The 12,376-nt window shown below is 68.0% G+C and carries 5 protein-coding genes; 3 read left to right on the plus strand and 2 right to left on the minus strand.

Annotation, left to right across the window (positions count from 1 at the left end; genetic code table 11):
• Positions 1-24: 24 nt before the first annotated feature.
• The gene (locus ACIBW9_RS33755; RefSeq protein WP_398960824.1) at positions 25-2,991 is read right to left on the minus strand and encodes a glycoside hydrolase family 2 TIM barrel-domain containing protein; all 2,967 of its coding nucleotides are present in this window, start codon (positions 2,989-2,991) and stop codon (positions 25-27) included.
• A gap of 111 nt (positions 2,992-3,102) precedes the next feature.
• The gene (locus ACIBW9_RS33760; RefSeq protein WP_398961005.1) at positions 3,103-4,095 is read right to left on the minus strand and encodes a LacI family DNA-binding transcriptional regulator; all 993 of its coding nucleotides are present in this window, start codon (positions 4,093-4,095) and stop codon (positions 3,103-3,105) included.
• A gap of 449 nt (positions 4,096-4,544) precedes the next feature.
• Here ACIBW9_RS33760 and ACIBW9_RS33765 point away from each other — a divergent pair, with 449 nt between their 5' ends.
• From ACIBW9_RS33765 to ACIBW9_RS33775, 3 genes are all read left to right on the plus strand, one after another.
• Entirely contained in the window at positions 4,545-7,352 is a 2,808-nt protein-coding gene (locus ACIBW9_RS33765; protein WP_398960825.1) for a DNRLRE domain-containing protein, read from the plus strand.
• A 176-nt stretch (positions 7,353-7,528) separates the two neighbouring features.
• Positions 7,529-8,860 carry a glycoside hydrolase N-terminal domain-containing protein gene (locus tag ACIBW9_RS33770; RefSeq protein ID WP_398960826.1) on the plus strand — a complete coding sequence of 444 codons (1,332 nt, stop codon included), beginning with the start codon at positions 7,529-7,531 and terminating at the stop codon, positions 8,858-8,860.
• Between the two features lie 413 nt (positions 8,861-9,273).
• The gene (locus tag ACIBW9_RS33775; protein WP_398960827.1) at positions 9,274-12,357 is read left to right on the plus strand and encodes an RICIN domain-containing protein; all 3,084 of its coding nucleotides are present in this window, start codon (positions 9,274-9,276) and stop codon (positions 12,355-12,357) included.
• Positions 12,358-12,376 lie beyond the last annotated feature (19 nt).

Consider the following 12,376-nt stretch of genomic DNA (forward strand, 5'->3'; position numbering starts at 1 on the left):
CGGTGGGCGGGCGGCCAGGCCCGCCTACCGACTGGTGCTGAACTCCAGGCTGAACACCGTCGGGACCGCGGCCAGGACGTCCGATGCTGACGGGCCCGGGCCGCAGGCCGCGCTGCCGAGGCCGTGGTGCGCGTGGTCGAGGTGGAGATGGAGTCGGCCGTCGCCGACCAGGTCGTGCTGGTGGGAAGCGGCAGCCAGGGCTGCGGTGCTCCAAGGACGCACGGTCAGGTCGATGACCGGGTCGCCCGTGATGAGCAGGGTGCCGTCAGCGGTGGTGATCCGGCTGCGGCGGACTTGGTGGCGGTTGCCGTTCTCCTGCGGGCGGACATACGGGGTCTGCATCGCCGAGACAGTCGACCGGTAGTGGCCTGTGCGAGCAGCGGTACGGGAGTCGCGGTACGCCTCGCCGGGACCGAGGCCGAACCACTCGACCTCGGCGTCGGAGCCGGGCAGCGACATCGCGATCCCCAGCCGGGGCAGCGGCACCGACCATGCGCCGTCAGGGGTGACCGCACATTCCAGCCGGAGCCGGGCCTGGCCCGCGTCCGGTCCCTCGCAGGCCGTCCACCGGTAGACCACGCCGAGCGCGGAGGAGGATCCGGCGGCGGCCAGCCGGGCGATGACCGTCAGCCCCGACGCGTCGGGCTCGACAACCAGGACATCGTGGCGCATCCGATGCAGTCCGGCGGCGAGCCAAGCGCCGATCTGCGGCTCACCGAACGCGCTGAGCAGGTCGTTGTCGATCGGGGCCCGCCAGACGTCCAGCCTCGGACCGTCGAGCTCCAGGTCGACGAGCTGTATCAGCACTCCGCTCCGGGCGTCGAACCGCGCGGGGCCCAGTGTGACGGCCCCGTCATGCGCGATCGCCGGCGCCGGCGTGAGGGGGACGGGTGCGGCGGCCGGAGCCACGACCAGCCCCTGAGCCCAGGAGACCTCGTGACCGGCCGCCGCCCAGGTGTCGTCAGCGGCGAGCACCGCGGTCACGGTCAGCCACACCTCGTGGCCGGAGTCGTTCTTGCGCGCCGCATCGAGCGCGGCGATGACGTCGGCGGGCCAGTCGACGGTCCTCGTCGCGCCCGGAGGGGTCTCGTGCACGGTCAGACGGCCGGAGCCGGCCAGCTCGCCGCCGTCCTCGACGGTCCACTGGAATTCCAGGTAGCCGGTGTCGCGGACATGGTGCAGGTTGTGCACGCTGATCTGCCGAGTCACCGGGTCGATGTGGATCCGGACCGGTTCGATGACCTTCTTGTACTCGACCAGGCCCGGCGACGGCGTGCGGTCGGGGAAGAGCAGCCCGTCGGCGACGAAATTGCCGTCGTGGATCTCCTCGCCGAAGTCGCCGCCGTAGGCGTAGAACGAGCGGGGGTCCTCCTGGCCGGTGAGCCGGGCGATGCCGTGGTCGATCCACTCCCAGATGAACCCACCGGCCAGGCGCGGATGTGCCTCGATGACCTGCTGGTACTCGGAGAGCCCGCCGGGGCCGGTGCCCATGGCGTGTCCGTACTCGCACAGCACGAACGGCAGGGCGCGGCGGTGCGCGTCGTCGCCCGGATCAGCGGTCGGTGCCTCCTGGCCGCGCCCCACGGCGGACAGCTCGTCCACACCGATGTACATGCGGGAGTACAGGTCGACGTACGCGCAGCTCGCGAAGTCGCCCTCGTAATGGATCAGGCGGCTGTCGTCGCGCTGCCGGATCCACGCCGCCGCGGCGGCCAGGTTCGATCCGGTGCCGGACTCGTTGCCCAGCGACCAGACGATGACCGAGGGGTGGTTCTTGTCGCGTTCCACCAGCCGCGCGGTCCGGTCGAGGTAGGCCTCGCGCCACGCGGGGTCGTCGCTGGGGTTGCGGCGCCAGCCGCCGGGTTCGAAGCCGTGCGTCTCGAGGTCGCCCTCGCAGAACACCAACAGGCCGTGCTCGTCGCACAGGTCCAGGAAGCGGTGGTCGGGCGGGTAGTGGCTGGTGCGCACCGCGTTGATGTTGTGCTGCTTCATGAGCAGCACGTCGGTCAGCATGATGTCCTCGGTCAGGGTCCGCCCCGTCAGCGGATGCCATTCGTGGCGGTTGACGCCCCGCAGCGAGATCGGCCTGCCGTTCACGGTCAGGACGCCGTCCACGACGGCCACGGAGCGGAAGCCGATGCGCAGCGGTATCCGCTCCCCCGCTTCGGAGACCAGTTCCCCCGTGTACAGCCGCGGTTGCTCGTCCGACCAGGGCTCGACGGCGTCGATCACGTGCGGGCCGGCCGGATCGGCGGCGGATAGGCCGAGCTCGGGCACCGACAGGGACACCCGGGTGGGGGCGGTGACGTCGACGGAAAGGGTGCCCTGCCCCGTCGTGTGGTCGTAGGCGGCGTGGACGAAGAAGTCCTCGACACTGCGGGCGGCCACGGTCACCGACCGGAAGATCCCGGACAGCCACCACATGTCCTGGTCTTCCAGGTAGCTGCCGGACGACCACTGGTGCACGCGGACCGCGAGTACGTTCCGGCCGGGCCGCAGACCGGCGGAGACGTCGAACTCGGTGGTCAGGCGGCTGCCCTTGCCGTCGCCGAGCCGGATCCCGTTGAGCCACACCGCGAACGCGGAGTCGACGCCCTCGAACCGGAGCACCGCAGCCGATGCCGGGAACCCCTCCGGAACCACGAACTCGCGGCGGTACTCGCCGGTCGGGTTCTGCCGGGGCACCCGCGGCGGGTCGACCGGGAACGGGTACAGGATGTTGGTGTAGGCCGGAGCACCGTAGCGCGGCTCGCCGGGCAGGCCGGTCATCTGCCAGCAGGACGGCACGGCGAGCAGGTCCCAGGCGGTGTCGTCGAAGTCCGGCGCGGCGAAGTCCCCGGTGAGGTCGTCCAGCCCCGACGCCAGTCGGAATCTCCAGTCGCCGTCGAGCGCGATCGTGGGCAGGTCGGAGGCTAACGCGGCGCGCGGCCCAAGCCGTCCGGTGCCCGGCGACCGGTCTTCGACGTAGGCGTTGGGATCGAGGGCGTTCATCAGCGAAGGTGTTTCCTCTCGAAATGCCCCGTCATGGCGGGTCACGGCGTGGAAGGACTGCGCCGGCGGCTCATGGCCCTGTGCCGTGGCAGGTCAGGCGGTGCCAGGTGCTCAGCGGTCGTGCTGGGCGGGGCCGCTGCTGTCCCGGACGGTCAGGGTCGGGCGCAGCAGCGATACGACATTGGTCGGCGGCCGACCGGAGTCGACGGCTTGCAGCAGCAGTTCGACGGCCTGCTGGGCCATCTCGCGTTTGGGGAAGGTGACCGTGGTCAGTGCCGGTCGGATCCGCCCGACCTGAGCGATGTCGTCGAAGCCGACGACGCTGACGTCGTCGGGGATGCGCCGCCCGGACCGGACCACCGCTTCGATGGCACCGACGGCCAGGACGTCGTGGGTGGCGAAGATCGCCGTCAGCTCCGGATCCGCCTCCAGCGCCGCGCAGGCCGCGGCGAAACCGCCGGCGGCGTCGTCGCTGGTGCAGGCGAACACCTTGCGGTCGTCCAGCCCGTCGGTGGCGAACGCCCGGCGCAGGCCCTCGACGCGCGGTGTGTGCGCGGGGAGGTCGGCGACCACAGCGACGTTCCGGTGGCCGAGATCCCGCAGGTGGGACCCGGCCAGGAACCCGGCGTGCTGGTAGTCGATGGACACCACCGGGAGTGTGGTCGGCGGATCGCCCTCCCAGGCGAACAGGGCGACCGGGAAGTTGGCCTCGGCAAGCATCGGCAGCTGCTGTTCGACGCCGTTGTCCCCGGCGACCAGCAGTGCGTCCACGGAGCGCGCGGTGAGGTTCTCCAGGTGGGCCCGGGTGTAGTCGGGATCGTCGCGCGTCGTGGCGAGCAGCAGGTTGTATCCGTGGCCGACCAGGAGGTTCTCCACCTCCTCGACCAACTCCGCATAGAACGCGTTGGCCACCGACGGCACGAACAGCCCCACCGTCGACGTGCTGCCCGTACGCAGTGAGCGCGCCACCAGGTTCGGCTTGTAGCCGAGTTCTGCGATCGCCTCGTTCACCTTCGCCAGGGTCTCCGGCCGTACCTTCTTGCCGGACACCACGTTGGAGACGGTCTGCTTCGTGACGCCCGCCCTCGCGGCCACATCCGCCATCGTCACCACGTAGTCTCCCCGAAACGTTTATCGATCCACGAAAGTGGCGTCACTGTAGGACGGCAGTCGCGGCAGAGCAAGACTTTGCACCATGGCAGTGCTCCAGCCATTACAGAGCCCTATAAGAGCGCATGCGCACCTCATGATTGTTTTCGCGACTTGACATGCGCGGAGCATTGACGGTCCCAGAAATGCGGCAGTAGCGTCTCCGCCACGCAAGATTTCATGGATCGGTCAACGTTGGGGCTGTCGTCAACTGGCCCACGCGCGCAACAACCGCTCGATGTCACCCCGAGCCCCGCGCTCGGTGCGTCGGGGTGGTCCTCTCGGCCGCGACGGCCCCGACGGCTGCGGTCCGGCCGCAGCATCGCGACTGCTCCGCGCCGTCTCCAGCAGGCGGCGAGCGCCTGAACAGACCTGGAGAGGTCTCGTCCTGAGGAGAGACAGACATGATCAGACCGGCCGACGGCGACGCCGACCCGAACCCCGCCCCGGCGCGACGCGGTTCGCGTGTGAAGCGCTTCATCTCGGCCGCTGCCGGCGCCACCATCACGGTGGCGAGCCTCATGCTCACCGGCATCGTCCCCGCGCACGCCGCCGCCACCGTCCACACCTACGCACCGACCGGAGTGGGGGGCGGTACGACGACCTCCCCGGACGTGGCCTCCACCAAGTACCAGGTGCAGGTCGCCGGCACGCCCGTCCAGGCTGTCCAATACACCGAGAACGGCCACAACTTCGACATCGCGCGCTTCGCGTCGGACTCCCGGACACCGACGATCACGGTCACGCTGCCCAGCACCACGATCGACACGGTGAACATCTACCCGGCGCGCTACTACCCCTCCAGCAGCGTCTCGGTGAGCACGGACAAGCACACCCTGACGTTCCAGATGTCAGCCGCCGCCGGGCTGAACGAAGCGATCGTGATGGTCAACGGCGACTCGACCAACGCCACGGGACAGCCCTACCTGGCGGTCGTCAACGACCCTCTGGAGGACCCGGCGCAGCGTCCGGACACCACGAGCGCACCGGACGGTTCCGGCGTCAACCTGCAGACCGGTGTTCTCAACTTCCAGGAGTTCGCCGCGAAGTACCTGACGGCGCACCCGAACAGCGCGGCCCAGAAGGCTCCCGCCGCGACGACGAGCTCCATGGCCGGCAAGACCGTCGACGGCACCGCCATACCCGCCGGTCAGCAGACCTCGGCCGGGAGCCTGGTGAGCGCGAGCAGCGTCAATGTGCGATACCCGAACGTGCGGACGATGGCCGCCAATGACGTCACGTACGCCCTGCAGGCCGCCCTCGACACCATCAAGGCCCACCCCACGGCGCTCAACACGCTCTACTTCCCGAACGGCACCTACGTATGGTCCGGTCTCCTGGTCAACGGTCTGGACGGCCGCAAGCTCAAGGGCGGCAAGCTGAAGATCTACACCGCCGAAGGGGCCTTGCTGAAGAACCGCGTCCAGGCGTACATGGAGGCGTTCGAGCCGGCGATCGGGATCATCAGCTCGAACGACATCGAGATCGACGGCCGCGGCGTCTTCGACGGCAACGGCGTGGCGAACTACAACGCCCGCAGCAGCGGTGATCTGCACGACGCCTACCGGAGCCAGCACCAGGGCGGCGTCATGGTCATGCACTCGTCGGACATCACGTTCAACGACACCTACGAGCGCAACGCGAAGCAATGGAACTACGAGACCCACAGCGCCAACCGCGTGACGTTCAACAACATCAAGGCCCTCACCCCGTACCGCCAGCCGTGGGTCGACGGGACGGACTTCGCGGGCGGCCAGGACATCACCGCCAACGGCGTCTTCACCCTCGGCAACGACGACGCGTTCGCCTCCGGCCACTACAACCCCAGCGACGGATTCACCCCGCTGGCCTCCGGCGTCTGGAACAACTTCCAGCTCGGCACCTCCAGCGCCGACGTCCAGGGCTATGTCAACGCGGTGGCCGCCCACGACACCGTCGCCGACGATCTCGGGTTCAACAACTACCACTGGGACAACGAGGACTCGAAGAACATCTCGGTCAGCAACACGCTGAACTGGTCCGTCGCCGCCGGCAACGCGATCCGGATCGGATGGAGCCCGTACGGCTACCGGCTCACCAACTACACGTTCGACAACTTCAACTCCGTGTCGCCGTTGGCCGGCGGCATCTTCGTGCACAACGGCCCCAACCCGTACCCGCGCATCCAGAGCATCGTGGTGAAGAACAGCTCGATCGACACCTCCCGGTTCACCCAGGGACCGATCGGGCTCAACGGCGGCAACGGATCCAACCAGACCATCACCGCCGACCAGCAGGCGACCTATGGGTTCGCCCCCAACCCCGACGGATCGGGCGCCACGTACACGTACCCCAAGACCCCGATCGGCACCTTCGAGCTCGACGACGTCTGGTTCTCTCAGCAGAAGACGAACAACAGCACGTTGAACGGCTCCACGAACGTGACGCTGAACAACCTCCGCGTCGCGGGCCAGCTCGTCGAATACACCAGCCAGTTCCCCCTGGCGCCGAGCACGATCGGCACGCTGACGTCCACCTTCACCGACGCGAACGGCCAGACCCAGAACGTCAAGACCGGCGCCCTCACCAACGGTGACACCTGGGTGGGTGCATGGAGCGGCGACCAGACCAAGAACAACTCCTCGGACCTGACCCTCATCACCCGCAACACCGGGACCGGCCTGATGGGCGAGCAGTACACCACGGGATCCGGGGACGGAAAGCTCTCCTACCTCCAGTTCCCCATCAGCAGCCTCACCAAGGCACCGAGCCAGGCGACACTCCATCTCACCTACGTCGGCCACCGCTACGCGACGGTCCCGTCGACCGACACCGACCAACTCCTCGTACAGCCCGTCAGCGACACCACCTGCACCGGCGGCGGCACCTCCTGCCCGATCAGCACGATGACCTGGCAGAACCGGCCGAGCTTCACCGCCACGACCTCCTCCGTCGCCAAGTCGGCCACCTTCACCCTCGGTTCGACCGTCGTCCCCGAGGGGGGCGGGACCCACCAGGGCAACGCCATCGACGGCCGCGACATCACCGTCGACATCACCTCCTTCGTCCAGAACGCCTACGCGGCCAAGCAGTCCACGCTCCTGCTCGCCGTCTGCAACGCGGGAGGCACCAACCACGAGCTGCGCTTCGTCAGCTCCGAAGGCGCCACCGGCTCCGGAAAGCTCATCAACGGGACCGCCGAGATGGCGCCCGGGGTGACCGTGACCCCGTAGCCACTCGATGCCGGTCCGTCCCCCGGGGCGGGCCGGCCTCAGCCGTCCGGCTCCGCCGTCCACGGCTGAGGCAGCCACCGCATGTCTGACAAAGCGCTGTTGGCTCCACCACCGCACCCGCACCGGTGGCACCCCTGCGCCCAGTGGTACTCACCGTCCGACAACGGAGTCGACCCATGCCGCTGCCCGACCTCCCCCTCAACCGTCGGCGTTTCCTCACCACGGCCGTCCTCGCCGCCGGCGCCACGGCCCTGCCCGGCTTAGTCTTCGCCTCCAGGGCCGCCGCGGCCGTACCGCCCCAGGCCACCCTGCCCGACCGCGGCATCTGGGACAACGCCACCGCCGCCGCCTGGACCGACGGATTCCTGAGCGGAAACGGCGAGTACGGGGCCGTCTACTACGGGGCGCCGACGCTCGAGAAGATGATCTTCAATCACCACCGTTTCGTGCTGCCCAACGGCAGCCGGAGCGTCATGCCCCCCGTGATCTCGCCGTATCTCGAGACCGCCCGGGACCAGGCGCTGGCCGGCGACTACTCCGGTGCCTCCGCCACCTTCGACCACGGCTGGAGCCTGCGCTGGACCCAGACCTTCCACCCCGGCTACGAACTCCAGCTCAGCACCCCGGGCATGACCACCGTCAACGACTTCGCCCGCATCACCGACTTCCGCACCGGCGAGATCACCCACACCTGGACCGACCAGTACGGCACCTGGAAGCGCCACGTCTTCGTCTCCCGCGCAGACCAGGTCATCGTCCACGAGCTGCTGCCCGCCACCGGCCGCACCGTGGACACCATCCTCAGCGTCAACACCGCTCTTACGGGCGTGCCGACCAGCGTGTCCTTCTCCACCACCGCCACCGTCACCAATGCCGACGGTTACCTGAACCTGCGCGGCACCTACCCCTCCGGCGGCGCCTACGGCTACGAGGGCGTCACCCGCGTCGTGGTCTCCGGCAGCGGCTCCTCCGTCACCGCTGACGGGCAGACCCTGGTGGTCGCCAAGGCCACCAAGGTGCTGCTGTTGACCAAGCTCGACCGGTACGAGACCTCCACCGGCTGGAACAGCCGGCCCCTGCAGACCGCCCTCGCCGCGCTGGGGGCCGACTACGCCACCCTCCTGGGCCGCCACGCCCCCAAGCACCAGGCGATGTACGACCGCTCCAGCATCGACCTGAACGTCTCCGCCGCCGACCGCCGGCTGGCCACCAGCGAGCTCATAGCCCGCCAGAACAGCAACGCGTCCGCCATCGACGTCGCACTGCTGGAGCGGATGTACGACTCCGGCCGCTATCTCTTCATCAGTTCCAGTGGCGTCCTGCCACCACGCCTGACCGGCAACTGGACCGGCACCTGGAACGGCTCCTGGGCCGACGACTTCACCACCGACGCCAACGTCAACCTGCAGGTCGCCAGCGGCAACATCCTCGACCTCACCGACGCCATGCAGGGCTACTTCGACCTGATCCTCGGGCAGCTGCAGCAAACGCTCGATCGCCAGCGGTGAACCGGCCTACCGGCAACGCCAGTTGCTCCTGTGAGCCGCACACCCGCACGTGGTCTGCACAGTGTCGGAGCTGATCACCGAGGCGGACCATGCGGGGTGGACCACCGCCGACATCCGCCATGGTGGGCGAACTGCTCGACGTTCCCCCCACGGGACCTGGGCGATTCTCGCGGGCACCGCGACCACCTTCGACAGCCTTCCCGCAAGACCGGAGAACTGGAGATGACCGCCCACACCCCGCACACCTGACCCATCTCGTCCACCTCCGCCCGAAGCACCCGCGGCGAACACCCGCGACACCCTGCACCCACGTCAACCTGCTGCTGACCCATCGGCGTCGGCACCGAAGGGACCCTGACCTCGCGATGACACTCGCAGTCCGTCACAAACCCGTCACCTCCATCATCCGCAAGGTGTCAGCAGTGCTTGCGATGGCTTGCTCCGCAGCGCTGCTGACATCCCTCACGACGCCGACCCCGGCCTCGGCCGCGCCCCAGGCGACGTATTACGTCGCCCCCGACGGCGACGACGCCAACCCCGGGACGATCACCGCACCGTTCAAGACCCTGCAGCACGCACGGGACGTCGTACGCACGGTCAACGACAACATGACCGGAGACATCAACGTCTATCTCCGCGGCGGCACCTACCCGGTCAGCAGCACCATCAACTTCACGTCGGCCGACTCCGGAACGAACGGCCACCATGTCGTGTACGCCGCCTACCAGAACGAGAAACCGGTGCTGAACGGAGGCGTTCAGGTGACCGGCTGGAGACAGCACAGCGGGAACATCTGGAAGGCCACGCTCAACCGCGACAACAAGCTCCGCGCGCTGTACGTCAACGGCAAGCGGGCCCAGATGGCGTCGAAGACGATCAACTCGGCCGGCTGCTACGGGACCTACTCCGTCACGGCCGGCCAGGCTCCCTGGGCCTGGGAGTCGGGTTCGCAGTGCGACGGGGCCAAGTACAGCCTCTCCGACCTGCCGGCCGTCGCCGTCAACCAGGACGACGTCGAGATCAAGTCGGCGACGACCTGGACCACGGCCATCGTGGGCGTCCGCCAGATCACCACGAGCTCGGACGGCGCCAACCGGGTGGCCCTGTTCCAGGAGCCGGGCGCGGCCATCGCCCAGGGACCACCCAACGGCAACTTCAAGGCCGGCAGCGGCAGCCACACCTTCATGAACGCGTACGAATTCCTGGACCAGCCGGGCGAGTTCTACTTCGACAAGACGAGCCACACGCTCTACTACGACAAGTCCGGCTCCGAGGACATGACGTCGGCGAAGGTCTTCGCGCCGAACAATGTGTCCACCCTCATCAAGATCGCCGGCACGTCCACGACCGACCACGCGCGGAACATCACGTTCTCCGGGCTCACGGTCGAGCACTCCGACTGGAACCTGGTCAATGTCGCGGGCTCCGTCTTCCGGCAGGGCCAGCAGGGCAACGCCAGCTCGACCGTGTACGCGAGGCAGAACTTCCACGCGTACACCTACCGCAACGTCGACCTGCCGCCCGCGGCCGTCCAGATCGAGAACGCCGACGGGATCGTCCTGCAGCGCAACACGGTGCAGCACACCGGCGCCGACGGAATCACCATGGCCAACGACGTGACGGACTCGCAGTTGACCGGCAACGTCACGAACGACATCGCCGGGTCCGCCATCACCGTGGGGCACCCGCAGCACGTGTACATCGGGGACTACACCTCGTCCAACCACGAGAAGTACCCGGTGAACGTCGAGGGCGTCTGCAAGAACATATCGATCACGGACAACTACCTCTACGACAGCGCCGTGTTGTTCCAGGGGTCCAGCCCCATGTCGGCGTACTTCACCGACTCGCTGTCCGTGCAGCACAACCGGATCGAGAAGTCCCCGTGGGCGGGCATCACCCTCGGCTGGGGATGGTGGAACTTCGACGGCTCGGCGAACTCCATCAATCCCGGGAACCCGACCACCACGGCGAAGAACAACACCATCAGCTTCAACGAGATCGTCGACACGATGCAGGTGCTGGGCGACTCCGCTCCCATCTACGACCTGGGAAGCCAGCCGGGCACCGTGATCAGCAACAACTACATCCAGGGCGTGCCGGCCGGCCACAAGTACGGACTGCACCCCGATGAGGGGTCCGCCTACCTCAACTTCCACGACAACGTGCTCGCCGTCGACCCGAACGTGGCCTACACCATCAACTCCGGTACATGGGGCCGCCAGCACGACCTGAACATCACCAACACCTACGGCACCGTCAACAAGATCTTCAGCAAGAGCGTCCCGAACAGCACCATCCAGGACGTACACGCCTACCCGGACAACGTGTGGCCGTCGCAGGCATACAGCATCGCTGTGAACTCCGGCCTGGAGGACGCCTACAAGGACATCGTCCCCCAGAGCAACCTGGGCCCGCAGGACTACGCCCTGCCCGCGAGCACGTTCACCGACAAGGGCGTGTCGTCCGTCCCCGTCCGCCCCCTGGGTGACGCGACCGAGACTCTGTGGCTGGCCCCCTCCGGTACGACGACGTTCGCCGTCGACCCCACCATGACGAAGGCGACCGGAACCGCGACGACCGTCGCCGTCCCGCCGAAACCCGGCGACTACCGCCTCTACGTCGTGGACGCCCAGGGGAACGCGTCCCCCGCGTCGAAGTCGCTCGTACGGCAGCGATGGGCCTACGTCGACGACAAGGACTCGGGCCTCACCTACTCCTCCGGCTGGTCGAACTGGAACGACTCCCGCGACTTCAACGGGTCCGAGAAGTTCACGAACCGGGTGGGCGACTCCGTCCAGTACTCCTTCACCGGCTCGGGCGTGCGCTATCTCAGCATGAAGCAGCCGAACATGGGCAAGGTCGACGTCTACCTCGACGGCACCCTGGCGCAGTCGGGCATCGACGCCTACGCCTCGACGGTGACGAAGCAGGTGCCGCTGTTCGAGAAGACGGCTCTCGCAGCGGGCCCCCACACGATCAAGGTCGTGTGCGCCGGAACGAAGAACACGGCCTCGTCCAACACCGTCTGCGCCCTGGACGCCTTCGCCTCCATCCCCTTCCCCGCCACGAGCGTGCTCTACAAGATCCTCAACAAGAACAGCGGCAAGGCGATCGACGTCTCGGGCGCATCGACCACCGCAGGGGCGAACGTCCTCCAGTGGAACGACACCGGAGCGCAGAACCAGCGCTGGCTGTCGGCCCCGGTCAGTGATGGCAGCTACGAGATCGTCAACGAGAACAGCGGTCAGCTGCTGGACGTCACCGGCGGGTCCACCACGGACGGCGCGACCGTCGTCCAGCAGACCGACACCAACGCCGCGAGCCAGCACTGGACCCTGGTCGCCGCCGGAAACGGCTACTACAAGATCAAGAACGTGAACAGCGGCAAGCTGCTCGCGGTGTCCGGCTCCTCGACGTCAGCAGGCGGCCAGATCGTACAGACGACGGACACGAACGCCGACAGCCAGCTGTGGCAAGCCGTGAGCGTGGACTGACTCCCTCCAAGGAAGGACA

Source organism: Streptomyces sp. NPDC049541, from assembly GCF_044465725.1.
GTDB lineage: Bacteria > Actinomycetota > Actinomycetes > Streptomycetales > Streptomycetaceae > Streptomyces.

Excerpts from the sequence above, each read along its gene's own strand:
- ACIBW9_RS33755 (WP_398960824.1), bottom strand. The coding sequence starts at position 2,991 with ATGAACGCCCTCGATCCCAACGCCTACGTCGAAGACCGGTCGCCGGGC.
- ACIBW9_RS33760 (WP_398961005.1), bottom strand. The coding sequence starts at position 4,095 with ATGGCGGATGTGGCCGCGAGGGCGGGCGTCACGAAGCAGACCGTCTCC.
- ACIBW9_RS33765 (WP_398960825.1), top strand. The coding sequence starts at position 4,545 with ATGATCAGACCGGCCGACGGCGACGCCGACCCGAACCCCGCCCCGGCG.
- ACIBW9_RS33770 (WP_398960826.1), top strand. The coding sequence starts at position 7,529 with ATGCCGCTGCCCGACCTCCCCCTCAACCGTCGGCGTTTCCTCACCACG.